20 protein-coding genes are annotated in these 24,698 nt (G+C 65.7%); 7 read left to right on the top strand and 13 right to left on the bottom strand.

The window, feature by feature from the left end; genetic code table 11:
- Positions 1-123 precede the first annotated feature (123 nt).
- On the bottom strand, positions 124-306 hold the full coding sequence (locus tag ACSR1C_RS04840) for a DUF3553 domain-containing protein (protein ID WP_460258209.1): 183 nt from the start codon (positions 304-306) through the stop codon (positions 124-126).
- Positions 307-336: 30 nt separating this feature from the next.
- Between ACSR1C_RS04840 and ACSR1C_RS04835 the strand changes: the two genes are divergently transcribed.
- Positions 337-939: a histidine phosphotransferase family protein gene (locus ACSR1C_RS04835; protein WP_460258208.1), complete on the top strand. Its 603-nt coding sequence runs from the start codon at positions 337-339 to the stop codon at positions 937-939.
- On the opposite strand, the gene ACSR1C_RS04830 is transcribed toward ACSR1C_RS04835, so the two are convergent.
- Together ACSR1C_RS04830 and uvrA are read right to left on the bottom strand one after the other, a co-directional pair.
- Entirely contained in the window at positions 936-1,868 is a 933-nt protein-coding gene (locus ACSR1C_RS04830; protein WP_460258207.1) for a patatin-like phospholipase family protein, read from the bottom strand. The two genes, ACSR1C_RS04835 and ACSR1C_RS04830, sit on opposite strands and share 4 nt — an antisense overlap.
- A gap of 7 nt (positions 1,869-1,875) precedes the next feature.
- Positions 1,876-4,740 carry an excinuclease ABC subunit UvrA gene (gene uvrA, locus ACSR1C_RS04825; RefSeq protein WP_460258206.1) on the bottom strand — a complete coding sequence of 955 codons (2,865 nt, stop codon included), beginning with the start codon at positions 4,738-4,740 and terminating at the stop codon, positions 1,876-1,878.
- 215 nt (positions 4,741-4,955) lie between these two features.
- Between uvrA and ACSR1C_RS04820 the strand changes: the two genes are divergently transcribed.
- On the top strand, positions 4,956-5,321 hold the full coding sequence (locus ACSR1C_RS04820; RefSeq protein ID WP_460258205.1) for a rhodanese-like domain-containing protein: 366 nt from the start codon (positions 4,956-4,958) through the stop codon (positions 5,319-5,321).
- Between the two features lie 116 nt (positions 5,322-5,437).
- Here the strand turns inward: ACSR1C_RS04820 and lpdA are convergent, their stop codons facing one another.
- The 5 genes from lpdA to ACSR1C_RS04795 all read right to left on the bottom strand — a co-directional run bounded on the left by lpdA (position 5,438) and on the right by ACSR1C_RS04795 (position 13,303).
- Entirely contained in the window at positions 5,438-6,832 is a 1,395-nt protein-coding gene (lpdA, locus tag ACSR1C_RS04815) for a dihydrolipoyl dehydrogenase (protein WP_460258204.1), read from the bottom strand.
- A 124-nt stretch (positions 6,833-6,956) separates the two neighbouring features.
- On the bottom strand, positions 6,957-7,529 hold the full coding sequence (locus ACSR1C_RS04810) for a DUF924 family protein (RefSeq protein WP_460258203.1): 573 nt from the start codon (positions 7,527-7,529) through the stop codon (positions 6,957-6,959).
- A gap of 80 nt (positions 7,530-7,609) precedes the next feature.
- Entirely contained in the window at positions 7,610-8,881 is a 1,272-nt protein-coding gene (locus tag ACSR1C_RS04805; protein ID WP_460258202.1) for an MFS transporter, read from the bottom strand.
- 91 nt (positions 8,882-8,972) lie between these two features.
- Positions 8,973-10,022 (bottom strand): tRNA preQ1(34) S-adenosylmethionine ribosyltransferase-isomerase QueA, encoded by a 1,050-nt coding sequence (gene queA, locus ACSR1C_RS04800; RefSeq protein ID WP_460258201.1) that lies wholly within the window; start codon positions 10,020-10,022, stop codon positions 8,973-8,975.
- Positions 10,019-13,303, bottom strand: a complete 3,285-nt coding sequence (locus ACSR1C_RS04795; protein WP_460258200.1) for a YhdP family protein — start codon at positions 13,301-13,303, stop codon at positions 10,019-10,021. The genes queA and ACSR1C_RS04795 overlap by 4 nt, the downstream gene beginning before the upstream one ends.
- 113 nt (positions 13,304-13,416) lie before the next feature.
- Here ACSR1C_RS04795 and ACSR1C_RS04790 point away from each other — a divergent pair, with 113 nt between their 5' ends.
- The 4 genes from ACSR1C_RS04790 (at position 13,417) to ACSR1C_RS04775 (ending at position 16,726) form a co-directional block, all read left to right on the top strand.
- Positions 13,417-13,878 (top strand): peroxiredoxin, encoded by a 462-nt coding sequence (locus tag ACSR1C_RS04790; protein WP_460258199.1) that lies wholly within the window; start codon positions 13,417-13,419, stop codon positions 13,876-13,878.
- Positions 13,879-13,898: 20 nt separating this feature from the next.
- The gene (locus ACSR1C_RS04785; RefSeq protein WP_460258568.1) at positions 13,899-14,699 is read left to right on the top strand and encodes a ferritin-like domain-containing protein; all 801 of its coding nucleotides are present in this window, start codon (positions 13,899-13,901) and stop codon (positions 14,697-14,699) included.
- Between the two features lie 190 nt (positions 14,700-14,889).
- The gene (locus tag ACSR1C_RS04780) at positions 14,890-16,233 is read left to right on the top strand and encodes a DUF5930 domain-containing protein (protein WP_460258198.1); all 1,344 of its coding nucleotides are present in this window, start codon (positions 14,890-14,892) and stop codon (positions 16,231-16,233) included.
- Entirely contained in the window at positions 16,223-16,726 is a 504-nt protein-coding gene (locus ACSR1C_RS04775) for a bactofilin family protein (protein WP_460258197.1), read from the top strand. Before ACSR1C_RS04780 ends, ACSR1C_RS04775 begins: the two co-directional genes overlap by 11 nt.
- A 67-nt stretch (positions 16,727-16,793) precedes the next feature.
- Here the strand turns inward: ACSR1C_RS04775 and ACSR1C_RS04770 are convergent, their stop codons facing one another.
- The 3 genes from ACSR1C_RS04770 to ACSR1C_RS04760 form a co-directional block, all read right to left on the bottom strand.
- Entirely contained in the window at positions 16,794-17,570 is a 777-nt protein-coding gene (locus tag ACSR1C_RS04770; RefSeq protein WP_460258196.1) for a DUF2189 domain-containing protein, read from the bottom strand.
- Positions 17,571-17,664: 94 nt separating this feature from the next.
- The gene (prfB, locus tag ACSR1C_RS04765) at positions 17,665-18,792 is read right to left on the bottom strand and encodes a peptide chain release factor 2 (protein WP_460258195.1); all 1,128 of its coding nucleotides are present in this window, start codon (positions 18,790-18,792) and stop codon (positions 17,665-17,667) included.
- A gap of 74 nt (positions 18,793-18,866) precedes the next feature.
- Positions 18,867-21,419 carry a penicillin-binding protein 1A gene (locus tag ACSR1C_RS04760; protein WP_460258194.1) on the bottom strand — a complete coding sequence of 851 codons (2,553 nt, stop codon included), beginning with the start codon at positions 21,417-21,419 and terminating at the stop codon, positions 18,867-18,869.
- Between the two features lie 149 nt (positions 21,420-21,568).
- On the opposite strand from ACSR1C_RS04760, the gene ACSR1C_RS04755 reads away from it, so the two are divergent.
- Positions 21,569-22,177, top strand: coding sequence for a class I SAM-dependent methyltransferase (locus ACSR1C_RS04755; protein ID WP_460258193.1), 609 nt, complete (start codon positions 21,569-21,571; stop codon positions 22,175-22,177).
- Here the strand turns inward: ACSR1C_RS04755 and ACSR1C_RS04750 are convergent.
- Together ACSR1C_RS04750 and ACSR1C_RS04745 are read right to left on the bottom strand one after the other, a co-directional pair.
- Complete coding sequence (locus tag ACSR1C_RS04750) at positions 22,167-23,381, bottom strand: N-acetylmuramoyl-L-alanine amidase (protein ID WP_460258567.1); 1,215 nt, start codon at positions 23,379-23,381, stop codon at positions 22,167-22,169. The genes ACSR1C_RS04755 and ACSR1C_RS04750 overlap by 11 nt on opposite strands.
- Positions 23,382-23,523: 142 nt before the next feature.
- The gene (locus ACSR1C_RS04745) at positions 23,524-24,669 is read right to left on the bottom strand and encodes a pyridoxal phosphate-dependent aminotransferase (protein ID WP_460258192.1); all 1,146 of its coding nucleotides are present in this window, start codon (positions 24,667-24,669) and stop codon (positions 23,524-23,526) included.
- Positions 24,670-24,698: the final 29 nt, after the last annotated feature.

The following is a 24,698-nucleotide window of genomic DNA, read 5'->3' as shown; positions in this document are numbered from 1 at the left end:
CGTCCAAGGGTGGCAGGGTTCTAGGCATTGCCACGCGGATTTGCAACAGCGCGGTGACGCCGTGTTCGGGTTAACGCCCTGTTAAGACTGATATGCGAGGCATCGGGAGTCAAAAACAATCTGTCAGGAGTCGAAAACCGGCATGAGCCCGACCCGCGCGCCATCGATCACCACCTTGCCCTGGTGCTCGAAATTCACGGTGATCTTCCCCCCGATATTCGATTGCACCTGTCCCAGCCCCCAATCGGGCCGGTCGGGGTGGCGCACCAACATGCCGGGCTCCAGCATCGCATTCATATCACTCATGGCACGTCCCTTCCGCAGCGGGGGGCCGGAATGAGTTCCCCCAGCCGCCCCGATCTGACCGCGCTGCTTGGCTCGCGCATCTGTCACGACCTTATCAGCCCTTTGGGCGCCATCGGCAATGGGCTGGAACTGTTGCGCATGACCGGCACCGGCGACGGGCCCGAGGCCGCGCTGATGGCCGACAGCGTACAAAGCGCCAATGCCCGCATCCGGTTCTTCCGCATCGCCTTTGGCGCGGCGGCGGGCGATCAGCGGATCGGGCGTACCGATCTGGCCGGCGTTCTGGACGACTATTATCGCGAAGGGCGGATCGCGCTGACCCATCGGTTCGACCCCGATCTGGCGCGCGCCGACGCCAAACTGGCGCTGCTGGTGCTGCTGTGTCTGGAAAGCGCGCTGCCGCGGGGCGGTGATATCGCGCTGTCGGGCGGCGCCGGGCGCTGGCAGTTGCGCGCGGACGCCGAGCGGCTGAAGGTGGAAGACCGGCTTTGGTCCGCGTTGACCCAGCCGCAGCCGCCCGGCGATGTCACCCCGGCCGAGGTGCAGTTCGCGCTACTGCCGCACGCGGCGGCCGAGGCCGGGCGCGCGCTGTCGGTAACCTTGGGCACGGACGCGATCGAGGTGTGGTTCTAGGTAGTGGACTCATAGCCGGCGACAGGCAGACCCACGCAGCTTCGAATCCAGTCGGCGTTGCGCGCGACCATCAGTTCGCCCTCGCGAATGGCCTCGTCACCGCGATACAGTTCCAGCACCGACATGCGCGACAGATTGGCGTTCAGCAGCACATGCGGCGGCTCGCCGGCCAGGCGGCTGCGCCGGATCTGCTCGGTCATCACGTCGATCGCGGTCGAGATCACGTCGACATAATGCGGCGCACGGTCGCGTTCCTTGCGGGGTGGAATGGTCCCTTCGAACCGCTTCTGGAACGAGGCCGGAAGATAATCATAAATGTTGGCCCAGCTGGGCGCGGTGGACGACACGGCCCTGCCCCCGCGCCAGACGGTGCCATCCAGCCGGGCATTCGGATTGACCGCGATGATCACATCCGCCCCCATCGCCCGGCAGGCCGAGACCGGCACCGGATTGGTCAGCGCCCCGTCCATCAGCCAGCGGTCGTCGATCCGGTACGGGCTGATCACACCCGGAATTGCCACCGAAGCGCGCACCGCCTGGGCGACATTGCCATCCTGTAACCAGATCTCGCGCCCGGTTTCCATATCGGTGGCAACGGCGGTAAAGCGGGTCGGCAGATCCTCGATCTTTGTCGCCAGACCAAGGGATTCGATCATGCGCAGGATTTCCTGCCCCTCGACCAGTCCACCGCTGGCGGGCCGGATGTCGATCAGCGAGACAAAGCGCGTGCGCGTCAGCCCGGCCAGCCAGCTTTCCAGCGCATCCAGCCGCCCGCCCGCATGGGCCGCACCCACCAGCGCCCCCATCGAGCAGCCGGCGATCACGTCGGGCTTTACCCCCAGCGCATCCAGCGCGCGGACGACGCCGATATGGCACCAGCCCCGCGCCCCGCCCGAGCCAAGCGCCAATCCGATCTTCGGCTTCCGCATATCACCCCTACTCCGCCGCGACGCCCCGTGCCGCCAGAATGTCCTTCAGATAGCGCCCGGTATGGCTTTCTTCGGCCTCGGCCACCTGTTCGGGGGTGCCGGTGGCCACCACCCGGCCGCCGCCATCGCCGCCTTCGGGACCGATATCGATGATCCAGTCGGCGGTCTTGACCACGTCCAGGTTATGCTCGATCACCACCACCGTATTGCCCTGCTCGACCAGTTCGTGCAGCACCTCCAACAGCTTTTTCACATCCTCGAAATGCAACCCCGTGGTGGGCTCGTCGAGGATATAAAGCGTCCGGCCGGTGGCGCGTTTCGACAGCTCCTTCGACAGCTTCACCCGCTGCGCCTCGCCCCCCGACAGGGTCGTGGCCTGCTGCCCGACCTTGATATACCCCAAACCGACGCGGGCCAGAGCATCCATTTTGTCGCGGATGCCCGGCACCGCCTTGAAGAATTCCTGCGCATCCTCGACCGTCATGTCCAGAACATCGGCGATGCTTTTGCCCTTAAACTTCACCTCCAGGGTTTCGCGGTTATAGCGCGCGCCCTTGCAGGTTTCGCAGGTCACATAGACATCGGGCAGGAAGTGCATCTCGATCTTGATCACCCCGTCGCCCTGGCACGCCTCGCAGCGCCCCCCCTTGACGTTGAACGAAAACCGCCCCGGCTTGTAGCCGCGCGCCTTGGCCTCGGGCAGGCCCGCGAACCAGTCGCGAATCGGCGTGAATGCACCGGTGTAGGTGGCCGGGTTCGACCGCGGCGTGCGCCCGATCGGGCGCTGGTCGATATCGATCACCTTGTCCAGATGCTCCAACCCCTTGATCGTCTCGCAGGGCGCGGGCGTCTGGCGGGCCCCGTTCAGCCGCATGGAGGCGGTCTTGAACAGCGTCTCGATGGTCAGCGTGGACTTGCCCCCGCCCGACACGCCGGTGACGCAGACGAATTTGCCCAGCGGGAAATCCACCGTCACGTCGTGCAGATTGTTGCCGCTGGCCTTGACCACGGTGATCTTCTTGCGGTTGCCCTTGCGCCGGGTGCCCGGCACCGGGATCGCCCGCGTGCCCGACAGGTACTGCCCGGTGATCGAGGCCGGGTCGGTCGCGATCTGCGCGGGCGTGCCATGCGCCACCACACGGCCGCCATGCACCCCCGCGCCGGGGCCGATGTCGAAGACGTAATCGGCCTCGCGGATCGCTTCCTCGTCATGCTCGACCACGATCACCGTGTTGCCCTGATCGCGCAGGTTTTTCAGCGTCTGCAGCAACCGCCCGTTGTCGCGCTGATGCAACCCGATCGAGGGCTCGTCGAGCACGTAAAGAACCCCGGTCAGCCCCGATCCGATCTGGCTGGCCAGCCTGATCCGCTGGCTTTCGCCGCCCGACAGCGTGCCAGCATTGCGCGAGAGGGTCAGGTATTCCAGACCCACATTGTTCAGGAACCCCAGCCTTTCGCGGATTTCCTTCAGGATGGCGCGGGCGATCTCGTTCCGCTGGGCGGTCAGGTTTTCCGGCACCGTCGCGCACCAGGCATAGGCCTCGCGGATCGACATCTGCACCACCTGCCCCACATGCAGCCCGGCGATTTTCACCGCCAGCGCCTCTGGCCGCAGCCGGTAGCCGTCGCAGGTATGGCACGGGCGATTGTTCTGGTACCGCTCGAATTCCTCGCGCACCCAGTTGCTGTCGGTCTCGCGATAGCGGCGCTCCATGTTCGGAATCACGCCTTCGAACGCGCGCGACACCTGATAGACCCGCCCGCCCTCGTCATAGCGGAACTGAATTTCCTCGTCGCCCGAACCGTACAGGAAAACCTGCTGCACATGCGCCGGCAGCTCCTTCCACGGCGTGTTCTTGTCAAATTCGTAATGGCGCGCGATCGCCTCGATCGTCTGCAGGAAATAGGGCGACTTGCCCTTGCGCCAGGGTGCCAGCGCCCCGTCATACAGCTTCAGCGCCGCGTCGGGCACCACCAGCCGTTCATCAAAGAACAGCTCCACCCCCAATCCGCCGCAATCTGGGCAGGCCCCGAACGGCGCGTTGAAGGAAAACAGCCGCGGCTCGATCTCGGGAATGGTGAAACCCGATACCGGACAGGCGAAGTTTTCGCTGAACGTAAGGCGCTCGGGCTCACCTTCGCCGTCGCGCGGCGCGGTTTCCAGAATGGCGATGCCATCGGCCAGATCCAGCGCGGTGCGGAAACTGTCGGCCAGCCGGGTTTCCAGACCTTCGCGCACCACGATCCGGTCCACCACCACATCGATGTCATGACGGAACTTCTTGTCCAGCGTGGGCGGCTCGTCCAGCTCATGGAACTGCCCGTCCACCTTGACGCGCTGAAAGCCCTGCTTGCGCAGTTCCAGAAATTCCTTGCGGTACTCGCCCTTGCGGTCGCGGATGATCGGCGCCAGCAGAAAACCGCGCGTGCCCTCTTCCAGCGCCATCACGCGATCCACCATGTCCTGCACCTGCTGCGCCTCGATCGGCAGGCCGGTGGCGGGCGAATAGGGCGTGCCGACCCGGGCAAACAGCAACCGCAGATAATCATAAATCTCGGTCACCGTGCCGACGGTCGAGCGCGGGTTCTTGCTGGTCGTCTTCTGCTCGATGGAAATCGCGGGGGACAGCCCGCTGATGTGATCCACATCGGGCTTTTCCATCATGTCCAGAAACTGCCGCGCATAGGCCGACAGCGATTCCACATAGCGGCGCTGCCCTTCGGCATAGATCGTATCGAATGCCAGGCTGGACTTGCCCGAGCCCGACAGGCCGGTGATCACCACCAACTCATCGCGCGGAATATCCACATCGATGTTCTTGAGGTTATGCTCGCGCGCGCCGCGCACCTCGATCATTTTCATCTCGGCCATGAATGCCCCCCGGTTCGATCCTTAAGAAATAGTGGACGCAAACCGAATCTCCAACCGAAAACTAGGAACAAGACACGAACATTTGCATATGCAGCGTAATTGCGCCACGCTGGGCGGATGCGGCATACGGGCGGGGCTTCACATTCTGAATGCGGCATACATATACCCCCTCAACCGCCAGACCGGCGCGACACAGGACAACAAGGAAAACGCGAATGCTCTCGAAATTCAGGCAATCCGGGCCGCGCGTCGGCGCGATCGACCCGGAGGATGCGGTCAAACGGGCCGCAGCCGGCGAACTGACACTGGTGGACGTCCGCGACGCGGGTGAACTGAAGATGACCGACCACGCCTCGGGGGCACTCCATATCCCGATGCCAGTATTTCGGATGCAGACCGACCCGAGCAGCCCCGAATGCCACCCCGCCCTGTCGGTGGACAAGCCGGTGGCGCTCTATTGCGCGTCCGGCGCACGCTCGCAAATGGCGGCGCAACTGATGCTGCAAATGGGCTACAAAGAGGTCTACAACCTCGGCGGACTGCACCACTGGCAGATGGCGGGCGGCACCGTCACCCACTGACCGCCGCCGCCGCTTCTTCTCGGCACAAATACTCCCGCCGGAGGCCCCGCGCCGCGCATCGCGCGGCGCATACCAAAGCTGTCGCGCCGCAGGCGCGGCCTTTGGACCAGACCCGCTTACATGTGGATCACGCGCCCGTAAGCATCCAATACGCTTTCATGCATCATCTCGCTCAGCGTCGGATGCGGGAAGACCGTGTTCATCAGATCTTCCTCGGTGGTCTCTAACTGACGGCCGACCACATAGCCCTGGATCAGCTCCGTCACCTCAGCCCCCACCATATGCGCGCCCAGCAATTCGCCGGTCTTGGCGTCGAACACGGTCTTGATCATCCCCTCGGGCTCGCCCAGGGCAATCGCCTTGCCGTTGCCAATGAAGGGGAAGCGGCCAACCTTGACCGTATAGCCCAGCTCTTTCGCCTTGGCCTCGGTATAGCCGACGCTGGCCACCTGCGGCTGACAATAGGTGCAGCCGGCGATGCTTTCGGGTTTTACCGGATGCGGATGCCCGCCCGCGATCAACTCGGCCACCATCACGCCCTCGTGGCTGGCCTTGTGCGCCAGCCAGGGCGCGCCGGCGATATCGCCGATGGCATACAACCCCTCGATCCCTGTGCGGCAAAACTCGTCCGTCACCACATGGGTGCGGTCGATCTTGACGCCCAGGCCTTCCAGCCCCAGCCCCTCGACATTGCCGACGATGCCCACGGCAGAAATCACCGTGTCGAACTCATGGGTTTCAACCTTGCCGCCCGCCTCGATATGCGCGGTGACCTTGTCCTTGCCACGGTCGAGCTGCTTGACCATGGCCTTTTCCATGATCTTCATGCCCTGCTTGGCGAACTGCTTCTTGGCGAAGGCCGAAATTTCGGCGTCCTCCACCGGCAGGATTCGGTCCATCACCTCGACCACGGTCGTGTCGGCGCCCAGCGTGTTGTAGAAGCTGGCGAATTCGATGCCGATCGCACCCGATCCGATGACCAGCAGCTTTTTCGGCATCTGCGGCGGCACCAGCGCGTGTTTGTAGGTCCAGACCAGATCGCCGTCGGCCTCCAGCCCCGGCAGTTCGCGCGCGCGGGCGCCGGTGGCCAGCACGATATGCTTGGCGGTCAGCTCTTCGGTGCCCGTGTCGGTCTTGACCGAAACCTTGCCCTTGGCGGGCAGCGTGGCCTCGCCCATCACCACGGTCACCTTGTTCTTTTTCATCAGATGGCCGACGCCACCATTCAGCTGCTTGGCCACCCCGCGCGAGCGTTTCACCACCGCATCAAGGTCAAAATCGATGCCGGTGGCCGACAGCCCGAACTCCTTGGCCCGGTGCATCAGGTGAAACACCTCGGAACTGCGCAACAGGGCCTTGGTGGGGATGCAGCCCCAATTCAGGCAGATGCCGCCCATATGCTCGCGCTCGACGATGGCCACCTTCAGGCCCAGTTGCGCGCCGCGAATGGCGGCGACATAGCCCCCCGGCCCGGCGCCGATTACGATCATGTCAAAAGTTTTGGCAGCCATGCGCGCCCCCTGAATGAGATTTAGTTTGATGTTAAACTATCTCCAGCACCGCATCAACGCGGTGGGCGTCGCCCCGGGTGGTTTTTTAGCCTCGCGCCGCCAAACCGCTGATTCTGACAGGCGATCAGCCGCGCAGCGCTTCCACGATCTTTCCATAACCGCCCTCGGCCAGGAAGCTTTCCTCGTCCTTGGACGAGCAGCGCGCCAATGCGTCGTTGCGGAACGAGAACCGGCCAAAGCGGCGGATCACTTCGCGGTGGGCCTTGGCGTGCAGCAGATTGTCGGCGCCGGTCTGCGGCATCCGTGTCAGCATCAGACGCACGCAGCGGTCCTGATCGCTGATACATTCCGAATGCATCAGCGGCATGTAAAAGAACTGCCGCTCGGGCTCGTCCACCTTCATGTCGAATTCCAGATGAATCGCCTGCTTGGCCGCCGCCCGCGCCATCGGGTCGGTGGAAAAGGCGCGCGCCTCGCCCCGGAACATGTTGCGCGGGAACTGATCGGTCAGGATCAGATAGGCCAGCGCGCTGCGCGGCTGGGTCAGCCAGTCGTGGAATTCGCCGTTATGGGCCCGCTGCCACATCGGCTCGAACCGATCGCGAATCTGGCGGTCCAGCGCATCGCCGCCGGTATACCAGCCCTCGGGCCCCACTTCGGACAGCCAGTAGTCGATCACCTCTTGCGGGGTCTGCATGGTCTGCTCCTGTACCTGCTGCGTGTGGGTCATGCCACGACCGTTTCAGATACCGGGGCGGGCCGCAAGGCGGTTACCGGTCAGGCCGCCGGTGCGACCGATGCGGCCTCTTCCTCTTCCTGGGCTTCGATGAACATTTCCTGCGCCACCTCGACCGCCACGGCCGTGGCCGAGGGCAGCACCGGCGCATAGCTGCCGGTGTGATCGACATCGGGGGCCGGGCGCTGCGTCATCCGGTACCCGGCATAGGCCGACAGCGCCCCCATCAGCACGGCGATGAACAGAAAGAACCCCTCTGGCCCGAAAACGCCCATGATCCAACCGGTGATCAGCGGCCCTGTCACCGCCCCCACCCCGTTCAGAAAGATCAGCCCGCCCGACGCGGCGGCCATGTCCTCATGCTCCATGAAGTCGTTGGTATAGGCGATCAGCAGTGCATAAAGCGGGTTGGTGGTGCCGCCCACCACAAAGGCCGCGCCCAGCAGCACCGCGAACTGGCTGCCCATCAGCATCCCCGCGATCGCGCCCCCGCCGCCCACCGCCGCCGCGACCAGGATCAGCCGACGCCGGTCGATCCGGTCGGAAACCCAGCCGATCGGATATTGCAGCAGCAGTCCGCCAACAAAGATCGACGCCACGAAGGCGGAAATCTGCGCCACGCTCAGCCCCGCCTGAGTACCGTAGACCGACGCCATGCCCAGCAGCGCCGAATAGACCCCGCCCAGCAGGAAGGTGCCGACGCAGCCCAGCGGCGAAATGCGGTAAAGCGCGCGGATGCTCAGCGGCTTGGTCCGCTCGAACGCAGGTGTCGGCACCACCGACAGCAGGATCGGCGCGAACGAGATCGACACCAGCACCGACGGCACGATGAACAGAATGAAGCCCGACGGATCGCCCAGCGTCAGAATGCCCTGCGCCGCCACCAGCCCGGCCATCTGCACGATCATGTAAAGCGACAGCGCCTGACCGCGGGTTTCATTGGTGGCCGAATTGTTCAGCCAGCTTTCGGCGGTCACATAGACCCCGGAAAAGCAGAATCCGATCACCACCCGCAGGACGATCCAGGCCATGGGCTCGGTTATCGCCGGAAACAGGATCAACGCCGCCGAGATGAACGAGGCCAGCGCCGCGAAGACCCGCACATGACCCACCCGCCGGATCATTTCCGGCGCCAGCCGCGAGCCCCCCAGGAAGCCCAGGAAATAGCCCGACATGACCAACGACATCTGAAAGGTGGAAAATCCTTCGATCCCACCGCGCACACCCAGCAACGTACCCTGAAGGCCGTTGCCCATCATCAGCAGCAACATGCCCAGAAGCAGCGCCCAGGAACTGGCCAGAACCCGTATCACATCACACCTCGAATCGCGTTTCCCGCCCTCTCTAGGACGGTCCTGTATCGGCTAAATGTGCCACGGCGACAATTGATGTCGCCTTTGCGGCTTATGGGATCAGCAGCGACGCATCGCCATAGGAAAAGAAGCGATACTTCTGCGCCACCGCATGGGCATAGATCGCGCGCACCCGGTCCACCCCCATCAGGGCCGAAACCAGCATCATCAGCGTCGATTTCGGCAGGTGGAAATTGGTCATCAGCGCATCGGTGACAAGAAAGCGGTATCCGGGGCGGATGAAAATGTCGGTCTCGCCGCGCCACGGCGCCACGGTGCCGTCGTCGTGCGCGGCACTTTCGATCAGGCGCAGCGCGGTGGTGCCCACCGGAATGATCCGCCCGCCCGCCGCGCGGGTGGCGTTGATCTGATCCGCCGCGGCCTGGGTCACCTCGCCCCATTCGGCGTGCATCTTGTGCTGGCTGACATCGTCCACCTTCACCGGCAGGAAGGTGCCCGCCCCCACATGCAGCGTGACCTCGGTGAACTGAACGCCGTTCGCGCGCAGCGCCGCCAGCAGATCCGCGTCGAAATGGAGCGAAGCCGTGGGCGCCGCCACCGCCCCCGAATGGCGGGCAAAGACGGTCTGGTAATCCTCGTTGTCCTGCGCGTCGGCGGGGCGTTTGGCGGCGATATAGGGCGGCAACGGCATCGCCCCCGCCTGCGCCAGGGCGGCGTCGAAATCGTCGCCCTGCAGGTTGAAGGCCAGTGAAACATCGGTTTCGCCCTTGGCTACGATCCGGGCCGACAGCGCGTCGGAAAACACGATCTCCTCGCCCGGTTTCAGCTTGCGCAGCGGCTTGGCCAGCGCGCCCCAGGCACCGCCCGGCTGCGGCTCCAGCAAAGTGATCTCGACCTTGGCCTCGACCCGGCCTTCGGGCGTGTCGCGCAGACGCTTGCCGAACAGGCGGGCCGGGATCACCCTGGTGTTGTTCAGCACCAGCCGATCGCCGGGGCCCAGCAGATCGGGCAGGTCACGGACATGCAGATCACGGATCGTATCGCCCTGGGCCACCAGCATCCGGGCCGATGTGCGCGGGCGCGCCGGACGGGTGGCGATCAGCGCCTCGGGCAGGTCGAAATCGAAATCGGACAGTTTCACTTGGCAAGCTCCGGTGCGGGACTGCGAAAGATTTCGCGGAACATCCCCGGCGTCAGGATCGACAGCGGGTTGACGCCCACGCGCAGGTTCTTCGGATCGCCCTTCAGGCTGTAGTTGAAGCCGAACAGCCCCTCGCCCTTGCGGGTGAAGATCGCGCCGATCCCGTTCAGCAGATAGATGGGCGAGATCACCCCTTGCATATGCATCCGATTGGTCCCGAAAAGATAGACACCCGCCATGGAGATACCCAGCGACGGGCCCACGGCGCTGCCCCTCGTGACCTGCAGCGCATCGGGGGTCAAGCGGAACTCGGACGACACCTCGGAAAAGACCAGCCCTTCGCCATCCAGCATCTCCAGCAAACCGACCACCGAAATCGCGCTCAGCATCTCGGCCAGCGCCGGGGCGCCTTTCACCCGGGTGCGCTTGATCGACAGGGTTCCGTCGTAATCCCCCGGCGCACCGCGCGGTGTCAGCACCAGATCCAGTGTGCCGCCGTTGGATTTCTCGAAAATCCCCGCCCCGCGCAGCACCCCGCCCGCATCGTCCGAGCGGACCCGGACGCCGGTGCCGCCCCGCGCCGGCGCCAGGGTCACGGCGACCGGCGCGCCGCCCTCGACCGTGCCGGTCAGCTGGCCGTTAAGCCCGCCCGCCTGCGACAGTGTTCCACGCAGATCGCGCAGTGCTATGCCGCCCGACACCACCAGACGGTCCAGCGCCACCTGAACCGGGCCGGTCGCCGCACCGCTGCCGCCGTTGCCGCCGCCCCAGGCCTTCGGCAGGTTGCGCAGATCAACCCGGCCGCCCCCCAGCACCACCGCGGGGGGCCGCGCCGCGCCGCGCCCCGCCAGCGTCACCGGCGCATCCAGCCAGCCGCCCAGCCGCACCCGTGAAAACCGCGCCTCCTGCAACGCGCCGTCGGCGGTGATGGCCACGCGCCCGCCGTCGGCCCGCAGGCCGGGCGCCGTGAAGTTCAGGCTTTCGACCACCGGCGGGGTGCCCAGGCTGCCGGTCACCTCCAGCGTACCCTTGGCACTTTTGGCCTTGGACCAGCCCAGTCCCGGCAAGTGCAGCCCGACCCGGTTCAGATCGGAACTCAGGGCAAAGCGCGCCGGCTGGCCCTGCACCAGATCAAGCGTGATCGCGCCCAGGCCCCGGCCCGTCACGCTGCCTGCGGGCAGGCCGATCTTGAAGATATCGACCGCGCGCTGCGACAGCTCGACCGTACCCTCGACCCGGCTGCTGCCCTTGTGCGCGGGGCCAAGGGGCTGGCTCCAGACCCCCTGCACCGGCAGCCCGTCCAGCGTGGCCTGCCCGGCGATCGACAGCTCGGTCGCGTCGGCGTTCAGGGTCAGCTGCTGTGCGGCAATCACCCGATTGTTGACGATCACCCCGGAGCGCAGGTCGCTCAGCGTGCCCGACACGGAATACGCCACGTCCTGTGGCTGGGTGCCCCCGACGAACGGCACCGACAACTGCGCCACCATCTGCGCGCGGCCTTCGGCCAGGGCCACGGGCTGGCCCGCCTTCGACATCAGTTCCAGCGGTGGCTGATCCAGCAGCGACAGCATCGCCTCGACCGAACTGTCGGTCTTCAGCGTGATCTCGCCCCGCGCCGGGCGCTCGGTGATATCCGGTACGCGCACCACCGTCCCCGCCGCATCCACCGCGCCCCCGCTGGGCGCGGCGACGGTGCCGCTTTCCAGCACCAGGGTGAAGCTTTCATCGGCGATCATGGCATAGCCGTAGCCTTGCTCGACCGGCGGCATGGTTTTCATGAAGCGCACCGTGGCATCGCGGAAATCATAGCCGAGCGAGGCCACCGCCGGTGCCCCCGGCGCCCGGCGCAACGCGCCCTGCACATTGAAGATCAGCGCATCCTGCACATTGTCGGCCACCCATTGCCGGGTGCGCGGCACCAGATCCACCGGCCAAAGCTGCAGCAGATGCGTGTCGGTGATCTGGTCCAGCGTCATGTCCAGCGCGATCTGCCAGCCCTCGCGCCCGGCTCGCACCACGCCCGAGCCGCGATATTCGACACCGGCCTCGTCGGTCAGGCTGGCCTGCCCGATCGTGGCGGTGAACGGGTCCAGCGTCAGTTTCAGATCGGCCGCGCCGGCGCTGAACCGGGCCGGTTCGGCAAACACGCCCTTGGGCGTCAGCGCGACCTGCCGCAGCCGCATCTGGGTGATCAGGCTGGTCGGCCAGCCGCCCACATAGTCGCGCAGATAGGCGTGGCCCTCGGCCGTCAGGCTGACCGCGCCGGTCTTGACCGACACCTCGTCGAAGGTGATCCGGTCCTGCGCCGGATCGTAGCGGAAATAGCTTTTGCCGCGGTCGAACCGGATCGGGGCGGCGCCCTCGACCGGATGCAGCGCGCCCGCGCCGATTTCCAGCGCGGCGCTGAGCGGGGCCAGCGATCCGCCGGCGCTGACCCCGGTGCGCACCGCCCCCGAGATCGGCGCATCCAGCACGGTCAGAAACGCCAGCGCCGGGGATTGGGTGGCGATGTCGGCGGCGGGCAGATCGCTGAAGCTGGCCGACATTCGCGATTCGGCCGATCCTTTCAGCGTCTCGAAGCTCATCGCCACCTCGGACGGCACGCCCTGATCGCTGGTCAGCGAAAAGAACAGCTGCGCCGACAGGTCCGACGCGGTCTGATCCAGCGTCAGCAGCCCGTCGCGCACCAGCCAGGCGCGCCCGGCGCGCGCATCGACATAGCGCAGTTGCAAACCTTCGGCCGACACCCCCTCGACCGCGGCCAGGGCCGGAACCGTCAGGGCCTGATCCAGCTGCTCCAGCACCTGGGCGACGCTGGCCGCGCTGAACGGCGCCACCGCGTCGCCCAGGGCCAGGTCAAGCCGGCCATCGGCGGCCCGTCGGATCGTGATCTCGGGGCCCGACAGCGCCACCCGTCGCACCTCGATCCGACGGTCCAGCAGCGCGCGCGCGGCCAGCGTGACCTGCATGTCGGGCATCCGCGCCAGCGGGCGGCCATTGGCATCCGACAGGGTCGCATCCAGCAGATGCACCTGCGGCGGCGCCTTGCGCGAGAACACCACCTGCACCGCGCCCAGATCCAGCGCCGCCGGGGCCAGCACCGCGTTCAGCCGCTCGGCGACCCGGTCGGTCGCCCAGGCGGGCACCGTCAGGGTGCGCTCGGTCAGCGACAGCACCGCCAGCAGGAACAGCCCGGCCATCAGCGCCAGACTGAGCAGCAGCCAGATGCCAAAGCGCATGCGCCGGCGTGGCGGTTGGGGTTGCGGTTCTGTTTCGGTCATCCTGCGCCTGTGCGGCACCCTCTTGCTCTTGCCTCTGCGGGCGGCGGCTCTATCCTCGCGCCGCGGACCCTATGCAGATAGGGACGATTGCGAAAGTCCAAAGGAGCACCCCCATGCCCGACATCGGCCAGCCTGCCCCCGATTTCACCCTGCCCCGCGATGGCGGCGACACGATCACGTTGTCAGCCCTGCGCCCGGCCCCCGTGGTGCTGTATTTCTACCCCAAGGATGACACGCCCGGCTGCACGACGGAAGCCATCGACTTTACCGCGCTTCTGCCGGACTTCGCCGCCGCCGGGGTGCAGGTTTTCGGTCTCTCCAAGGATACTGTCGCCAAGCATGAAAAGTTCCGCGTCAAACACGATCTGGCGGTGCCGCTGTTGTCGGACGAAGACGGCGCCGTATGCGCGGCCTATGGCACCTGGGTCGAAAAGAACATGTATGGCCGCACATCCATGGGGATCGAGCGCGCGACCTTTCTGATCGCGGGCGACGGCACCCTTGCCCGCATATGGCGCAAGGTGAAGGTCAAGGGCCACGCGCAGGAGGTTCTGGACGCGGCCCGCGCATTGTGAGCGACCCGACCCTGGCACAGATGGCGGTCGAGGTGCTGACCACCGCCGACGGGCGCGCGAAAACCGCCCTGTCGCAGGCCCATGCCGCGCGCTGGTTCGCCGCGCGCGCGGCCGGCACGCCGCTGGCCACCGGCACCGCAAGCCCGCCACCGCATCCCGCCCGGCCCGCACGGCCCGAACTGCTGTCGCCACGCGACGTGCCGCGCCGCCGCCCCGGCTCGCCCGAGGGGCGGATCGCGCTGCTGCACGCGGTCGCGCATATCGAACTGAACGCCGTCGATCTGCACTGGGACATCCTGGCCCGGTTCGGCGACGTGCCGATGCCGATGGGCTTTTACGACGACTGGGTGAAAGCGGCCGAGGACGAGTCGCGCCATTTCAATCTGGTCTGCGACTGTCTGGACCGGCTGGGCAGCCATTACGGCGCTCTGCCCGCCCATGCCGGGATGTGGCGCGCGGCCGAGGATACCGCAGACGACCTGATGGGCCGGCTGGCCGTGGTGCCCATGGTGCTGGAGGCGCGCGGGCTGGACGTGACCCCCGGCATGATCGAGGTGTTCCGCAAGGCTGGCGACGATCAGGCCGTCGCCGCGCTTGAGGTGATCTATGGCGAAGAAGTGGCCCATGTCGCCTATGGCTCGAAATGGTTCCACTTTCTGTGCGGCCGCCATAACGAGGACCCGAAGGACAGGTTCCACGCCCTGGTGCGTCAGTATTTCCACGGCGCGCTGAAGCCACCCTTCAACGAGGAAAAGCGCGCCGAGGCCGGGCTGCCGCCCGATTTCTATTGGCCGCTGAGCGCCGGCGGCAGCGTGGCCTGAACGCAACGCCCGGCGAAAATCGGCAGTTTCTTGCCGGTTCGTCAACTTACGCCAGTAGCAAGGCAGTAGAATCGCTCAAAAATCTTGCGGTCGCGCCCGCCTATGCCCTATGCAAACCAAGACCATGGTTTTTCCGGGGAACGGTGGTCACGACGATCTGGGGATGAGGCAGACGACGGGGCATAGGGGCTTGAAACTTCCAATTCTGATGCGATTGCACATGGCGCTGGAGCGCTTCTTGCCGGAACAGCGATTGTTCCTGCGATCCGATACCGAAACACGGTTCATCCGGCTTCGGTCGGAAACCCAGGCTCTGGCCCTGTTCGGCTGCGCCGCGCTGGTCGGCTGGTCGATCATCGCCACCGCGATCCTGCTGATGGACAGTATCGGCGCCGGCAGCCTGCGCGACCAGGCGCAGCGCGAGCAGATCGCCTTTGAACAACGTTTGAACGCCCTGGCCGCGGAACGCGATCTGCGCACCCAGGAGGCGCAGAAGGCGCAAAAGCGGTTCACGCTGGCGCTGGACGAAGTGTCCAAGATGCAATCGGCGCTGCTCGGTTCGGAAGATCGCCGCAAGGAGCTGGAAACCGGGATCGAGGTGATCCAGTCCACCCTGCGCCGCACGATGACCGAACGCGACGACGCGCTGGAGCGCTCGGACGCGCTGGCAGTGGCACTGGCGGGCGACGGCGGATCCTCGAAATCCGACGCCGGCCGCATCGAGGACATGCAGCAGACCGTCAGCTTCCTGTCCGACGCGCTGAACCTGACCGCAACCGAACGCGATGCCGTCGCCGCCGATGCCGCCGCCGCCTATGATCTGGCCAGCGCGCTGGATTACGACCGGCGCCTGTCGCAGGACCGCAACGACCGCATCTTCGAACAGCTTGAGGACGCGATGTCCATTTCGGTCGAGCCGCTGGACAAGATGTTCCGCAATGCCGGGCTGAACACCGACACCCTGCTTGATCAGGTGCGCAAGGGATATTCCGGCCAGGGCGGCCCGCTGACCCCGATCGCGCTGTCCACCAAGGGCGACGCCACCCCCGACCCCGACAGCCTGCGCGCCAATGCCATCTTGCGGGAACTCGACAAGCTGAACCTTTACCGGCTTGCGGCCGAAAAGACGCCGTTCGCACTGCCGCTGAAATCCTCGTTCCGCTTCACCAGCCCGTTCGGCTGGCGCAAGCACCCGATCTCGGGCCGCTCGCGGATGCACGAAGGCATGGATATGGCCGGCGCCTATGGTTCCGCGATCTATGCCACCGCCGACGGCGTTGTCACCAAGGCCGACTGGTCCAACGGATATGGCCGGCTTGTCACCATTCAGCACGACTTCGGGGTCGAAACCCGCTTCGGCCATTTGTCGAACATTCGCGTGAAGGTCGGCCAAAGGGTCTCGCGCGGGGACCGGATTGGTGATATGGGGAATTCCGGTCGCTCCACCGGCACTCATTTGCATTATGAGGTGCGCGTAGGTGGGAAACCCGTCAATCCGATGACCTATATCAAGGCAGCCAGAGATGTTTTCTAAAAGCAGGATCAATGAGCCCGGTCCGAAACAAACGGGCGATGCGGAGAAACCGAAAATGCCGGAGGCCGCGAAGGCTCCCGCCCCGCTTGGCGACAAACCGGCGATCGCGCCAAAGCCCAAGCCCCCGGCGTCTGTGCTGTCCACCGACCTGACCGTCACCGGCAACCTGCGTACCACTGGGGATATTCAGGTCGAAGGCACGGTCGAAGGCGATATCCGCGCCCATATGCTGACCGTCGGCGAAGGCGCGACCATCAAGGGCGAAGTCGTGGCCGATGACGTCGTGGTCAATGGCCGTGTCGTTGGCCGTGTGCGCGGCCTGAAGGTGCGCCTGACCTCGACCGCGCGGGTCGAAGGCGACATCATCCACAAGACCATCGCGATCGAATCCGGCGCCCATTTCGAAGGCTCTGTGCAGCGTCAGGACGACCCGCTGAGCAATGGTGGCGCCAAGGCCCCGGCGCCGCAAAAACCGGCCCTGCCGCAGGGCTGAGCCCCGATCCAGCATCCGAATCGAAACGGGCGTCGCGGCATTGCGGCGCCCGTTTTCCATCTGCCGGTCAGATCAGCGCACGGCGGTACAGGTGCCAGCTGGCATGTCCCAGCACCGGCAACACCAGCAGCAGCCCCATGAACATCGGCACCATCCCGACAAACAGCAATACTGCCACCAGAACACCCCACAGCAGCATCACCCCCGGATTGCGGATGGTGGTGCGGACACTGACGATCATCGCGGTGACGAAATCAAGTTCACGATCCAGCAGCAGCGGCAGCCCGACCACGGTGATGGCAAAGATCAGCGCCGCCAGCGCGCCGCCGACCAGCGACCCCACCGCCAGCATCATCAATCCGTTGGTGCCCAGGAACACCTCGTAGGAACTGCTGATATTGGTCATCGTCGTCAGCCCCAGGAACAGGGCAAAGATCATGTGCCCGATAAAGGACCAGAACAGGAATATCAGAATGATGATGGCGCAGATCGACGGCAATTGCCGGTCCTTCTGACGCCAGACCACGCCCAGCACCTCGCGCCAGCGCAGCGGCGTGCCGGCTTCCAGCCGGCGGCTGACCTCGTAAAGTCCGACTGCCGCGAATGGTCCCAGCAGCGGAAAACCGAACACCGCGATCGCCAGCCAGTAAATCTGCCCGCTCGCCTGGGTCAGCCAGAACAGCCCGATGCCGCACAGCACATAGAACCCGCCGAAAAACGCGCCATAACCCGGGGCCGCCAGAAAGTCGCGCCAGCCCGCCCGCAGCGCGGCCCGCAGATCCGCCACGCCGATATCCGCGATTTCAGGAATGGCAGAGGCCGGGGGCACGTCCGTCAGTGTCATTCGATTTCCTCCCTGTTTTTGCCCGAAGGCAAAACAAGAATGACCGGCAACGCCGACTCGATCAACCAAAACGGGAGAGGCTGCGCGCGGGCGCCTAGTCGGCGGCCTGGGCCTCGGCCCGGCTTTTGCCTGCCACGTCCAGCGCCAGCGTCGCCGCCATGAAGGCGTCCAGATCACCGTCCAGCACACCCGCGCTGTCCGAGGTCTCGTGCCCGGTGCGCAGATCCTTCACCATCTGATAGGGATGCAGCACATAGGATCGGATCTGGTTGCCCCAGCCCGCATCGCCCTTGTTTTCATGCGCTTCGGTGATGGCGGCGTTGCGGCGGTCCAGCTCCATCTGATACAGCCGCGATTTCAGCGCCTTCATGGCGATGTCGCGGTTCTGGTGCTGTGACTTTTCCGAAGACGTCACCACGATGCCGGTGGGCGCGTGGGTGATCCGTACCGCCGAGTCGGTGGTGTTGACGTGCTGCCCGCCCGCGCCGGACGACCGGTAAGTGTCGATGCGGATATCGGCCGGGTTCACCTCGATCTCGATATTGTCGTCGACCACGGGATAGACCCAGACCGACGAGAACGAGGTGTGCCGCCGCGCCGCCGAATCGTAGGGCGAGATCCGCACCAGCCGGTGCACGCCGCTTTCGGATTTCAGCCAGCCATAGGCGTTGTGCCCGGAAATCTTGTATGTGGCGGATTTGATCCCCGCCTCTTCGCCCGCGCTTTCGGACTGAAGCTCGACCTTGTAGCCTTTCTTCTCGGCCCAGCGGACATACATCCGCGCCAGAATCGAGGCCCAGTCGCAGCTTTCGGTGCCGCCCGCGCCGGCATTGATTTCCAGGAAGGTGTCGTTGGCGTCGGCCTCGCCGTTCAGCAGGGCCTCCAGCTCTTTCTGGGCGGCCTTCTCGGCCAGCGTCTTGAGCGCTGCCTCGGCCTCGGCCACCACCTCGGTGTCCTCTTCCATCTCGCCCAGCTCGATCAGTTCGATATTGTCGGACAGATCGCGGCCGATGCTTTCATAGGTGCCCATCGCATCCACAAGCGCCTGACGCTCGCGCATCAGCTTTTGCGCGTTCTCGGGGTCGTTCCACAGATCGGGATCTTCAACGCGGGCGTTGAATTCCTCCAACCGGTGCTGGGCGGTGTCCCAATCCAGACGCTGCGCCAGAAGCGCCAGCGACTTGCGGATATCCTCGATCGTGTTTTGCGTGTCAGCACGCATGGGCGGACCTTCGGTTGATGCGGTTCATAAGTTCAGGGGCTGTAGATAACGGCTTGGGCCCGGGGCTACAAGGCTCAGTACAACCCGCCCGACGACAGAGTGCCGAAGCTGGCCTTGGGCCCCACGGTGGCCTTCTTGCCGGTCGAGGTCGTGACCTCTTCGCCGTCGTCCACCTCGCCCGGTTTGAACAGCGGCAGATTCGCCCCCATCGCAAAACCGCCGTCAATTATCGCGGCCAGGCCAAAGATCGGCTCTTCGCCATCGCGGAAATATTCGGCCACGACGTTGTCGCCGACAGCGTCATCCGGCAACCGCCCGCCGGAATAGCGGTCGATCTTGATGAAATGGCCACCCGGCGGCACCTTGAAATTACCGCCGCCGAACTTCTCGACCGCATGGGTCATGAACTCGGTGAAGACCGGGCCGCACATGGTGCCGCCATAGGCCCCCTTGCCCAGCGGGCGCGGCCGGTCATAGCCGATATAGCAGCCCGCCACGATATTCGAGGTGAAGCCGACGAACCACACGTCCTTGGAGTCGTTGGTGGTACCGGTCTTGCCCGCCGTCGGCACCGGCAGATTGACCGTGTGCGCCGCCGTGCCCCGCTCGACCACACCCTGCAGCATCGAGGTCAGCTGATAAGCGGTGATCGCATTCATCACCCGCTCGCGGTTCGAGGTGATGCGCGGGCCCGCGCCCGCGGGCAGGTCGGGGACGGTGCAATCCACGCAATGGCGTGGGTCGTGGCGATAGATGGTCTTGCCCCAGCGGTCCTGCACCCGGTCCACCAGCGTGGGTTCCACCCGCTCGCCGCCATTGGCGAACATCGCATAGGCCGCGACCATCTTGTACAGCGTGGTTTCCTGACTGCCCAACGCATTGGCCAGGAACGGATCCATCCGGTCATACACGCCGAACCGTTCGGCATAGCCCGCAACCAGATCCATCCCCACCTCTTCGGCCAGGCGCACCGTCATCAGGTTACGCGAATAGACGATGCCGGTGCGCAGCGGCGCGGGGCCGTAAAACTTGTTCGACGAATTCTTGGGCCGCCAGATACCGGCGCCGGTTTCCACCTCGATCGGGGCGTCGATGACGATGGTGGCAGGGGTGAACCCGCTGTCCAGCGCGGCGGCATAGACGAAGGGCTTGAACGCCGAGCCGGGCTGGCGCGTCGCCTGGGTGGCGCGGTTGAACACCGAATACTGATAGGAAAAGCCGCCCTGCATCGCGATCACGCGGCCGGTGTTCACGTCCATGGCCACGAATCCGCCCTGCACCTCGGGCACCTGCCGCAGGGTCCAGCGGATGAAGCTGCCGTCGCTGTCGCTGACCATCTGACGCACCAGCACCACATCGCCCACCGAAACCAGATCGCCCGCCGCCTGCGCCCTGGACGACAATGTGCCGTCCGCGCGCAGCTTACGCGCCCAGGTCACGTCCTTTGCGGGGATCCAGTGGCCATCGGCATCCTCGGCCACGCCCTCGATTCCGATCCGTGCCGCGCCGCCCGCCCGTTCCAGCACCACCGCCGGATACCAGCCCGCAATGTCGCGGGGCACGTCGGCCCCGGCCAGCGCAGCGCGCCAGTCGGGTTCGGCCGTCAATTGCCCGGCCGGCAGGGTTTTGCCGGTGCCACGCCAGATGCCGCGACTGCGATCGTACTCTTCCAGCCCGTCGCGCAATGCCTTGGCGGCATTGACCTGCAAATCGGGGTCAATCGTGGCGCGGATCGTCAGACCGCCACCGAAAAATTCACCCTCGCCGAAATCCTGGCTCAGCTGGCGGCGGATTTCGTCGGTGAAATAGTCGCGCGGCGGCAGGCTCTCGCGGAAGGCGGGATAGTCGCCGTTCTGCACCGTCAACAGCGGCGCGGCCTTCGCCGCCTCATATACGGCCTCGTCGATATAGCCGTTCTCGAACATCTCGCGCAGCACGAAGTTGCGCCGCTCGATCGCGCGGGCCGTCGCGCGGACCGGGTGATAGGTCGAAGGTGCCTTGGGCAGAGCGGCCAGATAGGCGGCTTCCTGCGGTTCCAGCTCGGCCAGGGTCTTGTTGAAATAGGTCTGCGCGGCGGCGGCGACGCCGTAAGAGTTCTGGCCGAGGAAAATCTCGTTCAGATACAGTTCCAGGATCTGGTCCTTGTTCAGGGTCTCTTCGATCCGGGTCGCCAGGATCAGTTCCTTGATCTTGCGCTCGCCGGTGCGGTCGCCCGACAACAGGAAGTTCTTCATCACCTGCTGGGTGATGGTCGATGCGCCGCGCACATTCTTGCCCCGGCTTTTCACCGCGTCGATCGCGGCGGCGATGATGCCGCGTGCGTCAAAGCCGCTGTGGGAATAGAAATTCTTGTCCTCGGCGGAAATGAACGCGGCCTTCAGCAGATCGGGAATCTCGTCTGCGGGCGCGTACAGGCGGCGCTCTTCGGCGAATTCGTCGATCAGACGCCCCTCGCCCGAATAGATCCGGCTGATCGTCTTGGGGGTATAATTCGCCAGCTCCTCGTAATTGGGCAGATCGCGCGCATACATCCAGAAGATCGCGCCGATCGTCAGCGCGGCCATCACCAGGCCGTTGGTCACGAAACCAAACAGCGCCCCGAAAAAGGACAATATGAAGCGGATCAAGCCGGTGCTCCCTCTATAAGCTCGCCTTATATACGCAGCCCCGCCGGTGCGGTCAAAAGCAACCCGACGACGCATCGGCCAAATTGCGCCGCCACGCATGTCACACCGTCGCGAGGGGCTTGCGCCGACCGCCGCAACCGCGTAGCGCCATGGCCATGCGCCCGGAAAACATCCTTGCCACCTATTCGCGCGTCGCGGCGGGTTTTGCCCGCAATCGCGACAAAAGCCTGTTTGAACGCCGCTGGCTGGACCGGATGCTGTCGCATGCGGTGGGGCGGCGGGTGCTGGATCTGGGCTGCGGCCCCGGCAAGCCCATCGCCACCTATCTGACGGAACGGCGTGCGCAGGTGACCGGGGTGGACGGCGCGCCGGAAATGGTGGCGCTGTTTCGCGCCAACCTGCCCGAGGCCGACGTGATCGAGGCCGATATGCGCGGGTTGTCGCTGAACCGCAAATTCGACGCGATTCTGGCCTGGAACAGCTTTTTCCACCTCGCGGCCGAAGATCAGCGCGCCATGTTCCCGGTCTTTGCCGCCCATGCAGCGCCGCGCGCGGTGCTGATGTTCACCTCGGGCCAGGCCGAAGGCGAAGCCATCGGCGAGGTCGAGGGCGAAAGCGTCTATCACGCCAGCCTGTCGCCCGACGAATACCGCGACCTCCTGGCGCAAAACGGCTTTGCGGTGATTGATTTCGTGCCCGAAGACCCCGATTGCCGGGGCCATTCTGTCTGGCTGGCCCGCTTTACCGCTACCGCCTGAGCAGTGCCGCCTGGGCCGCGTCCGATTTCGACCAGTCCAGCAATGCTTCGCGAATCCCCGCCGCCGCCCGGTCGCGCCAGGCCGGATCGGTCAGGTTCGACAGATCGCGCGGGCTGGACAGAAAGCCCAGCTCGATCAGCACCGACGGGATATCGGGCGCCTTGAGCACCGAAAACCCGGCCGACAGGCGCGGCCGCTTGTGCATCCGGCCGACCGATCGTTTCAGCCCCGCCACCAGCGCATCGGCCAGATCATCGGCGCGCGGTGCGGTCTCGATCCGGGCCAGATCCATCAGAACCCCGGCAATCACATCGTCCTGATCGCGCAAATCCACCCCGGCCAGCAGATCGGCCCGGTCATGCCGTTCCGCCAGCAGTTGCGAGGCCACGTCCGACGCGGTGTCGGACAGGGTATAGATCGTGGCGCCTTCGGCCCGCCCCTCGGCCAGCACATCGGCATGAAGCGACAGGAACGCATCCGCCCGCGCCGCCCGTGCGATGGAAATTCGCGCCTCCAGCGGCACGAAAACATCCTCCTCGCGCGTCATCGCCACGTCGAACCCGGCGCGCAGCAGCACCTCTTTCAGCTCGCGCGCGAAGGTCAGCATCAGATCGGCCTCGATCACGCCGTCGCGCTCGGCCCCCGGATCGATCCCGCCATGGCCCGGATCCAGCACCACCCGCACCGGCCGCGTGCCGTCCTGACGGCGCTGCGCCGGCGGCAGCGGTGCGGGTTCGGGCAGCCCCCACAGCACCGCGCCCGCCTCTGCCGCCTGCGCGGTGAACGCCTTCTGGGTGACCGGCTCCAGCACTACCTCCAGCATCCCGCGCCCGGTCGCGGCATCGCGCCGCAGCTCGGCCGTGCGCAGGCCAAGCGGGCGATCCAGTTCGGCCACCAGCCGCGACCAGCCGGGTCGCACCGGCCCCATCGCCAGCGTCTGCACCCGGTCCGAACGGTCCAGCGCATCGGCGCGCAGCCCGTCCCAGGCCACTTCGCGGAAATCCAGCACCAGCCGTGGCGGGGCATCCAGCATCCGCACTCGATAGGGCACCGGCTGGCTCAGATCGAGCCGCAGAACCGCGCCGCCACCCCGGTCTTCAAAGCCCGACCCGGCCGCATCGACCCGCGCCAGCGCCGACAGATCCTGTGCCGCCGCCGCCCCGGCCAGCCCCACGACCGCCGCCACCAATAAATACCTGATCATACCGCGCATGCGCCTCGACGCCTTTTGGCCCACCTTACCGCAGCCCCGCCCCCCGGAAAAGAAGAAGAAGAAGAAGAACCGCAGGCCTGGCCGGGCGCCAATCCCCCAAGGGACTTGCGGGGCAATGCCCCGCGCCATCCGGTCATGCCTGCCGCGCCTGCATGAATGCCGTCAGCCGGGCCAGCCCTTCGCGGATATCCTCGGTCGCGCGGGCATAGGAAAACCGCAGCGTGCCCGCGCCGCGTTCGGCGTCGAAATCAAGCCCCGGCGTCACCGCCACCCCGGCCTTGTCCAGAATCTCGGCCGCCAGCGCGCGGCTGTCATCGGTCAGATGCGATACATCCGCATAGACATAGAACGCCCCGTCCGGCGGCGCGATCCGGTCGAATCCGGCCTTGGGCAACCCGTCCAGCATCAGACGGCGGTTTTCGCGATAGACCGCCATGTTGCCCTGCAATTCGTCGTCGCATTCCATCGCCGCCAGCGCCACCACCTGGCTGGCATGGGACGCGCAAATGAACATATTCTGCGCCAGCCGCTCGATCTTGCGGACGTGATCCTCGGGCACCACCATCCAGCCCACGCGCCACCCGGTCATCGAGAAATATTTTGAAAACGAGTTGATCACATAGACGTCGTCGCTGATTTCCAGCGCGGTCACGGCCTTCTTCTCATATTCGATGCCGTGATAGATCTCGTCCGATATGAACGCCGTTCCCTGCGCCTGACACGCGCCGATCAGCGCCGCCATCGCGCCCTTGTCCAGCATCGTGCCCGACGGGTTCGCGGGCGAGGCCACCATCAGCCCGGCCAGATCGGGCGGCAGATCGCCCGGCACCGGTTGCAGGCGGTTTTCCGCCGCCGTCTCTATCATCACCGGGGTCAGCGCCAGCGCCTTCAGAATCTGGCGGTAGGACGGATAGCCCGGCGCGCCGATCCCGACCCGGTCGCCGGTGTCGAACAGCGCGGTAAAGGCCAGCAGGAACGCCCCCGACGATCCCGCCGTGACCACCACGCGGCCCGGGTCGAGATCGACATTGTACCAATCCTTGTAAAGCCTTGCGATACGCGCCCGCAGCGCGGGCAGGCCCAGACCCACGGTATATCCCAGCGCATCCTGCGCCAGCGCCCGTTCCAGCGCCGCGCGCGCACCGGCCGGGGCCGGCGTGCCGGGCTGGCCCACTTCCATATGGATGATGTGGCGACCGGCGGCCTCGGCCTGGCGGGCGGCCTCCATCACGTCCATCACAATGAAGGGATCCACCTCGCCCCGACTTGAACTTCGCATCATTCCCTCCATAGTCTGCGCCATGGCGG

This window comes from Actibacterium sp. D185-2, assembly GCF_054954595.1.
Note: the sequence above shows the minus strand (reverse complement) of the source record. Positions and strands in the feature narration are given on the sequence as shown.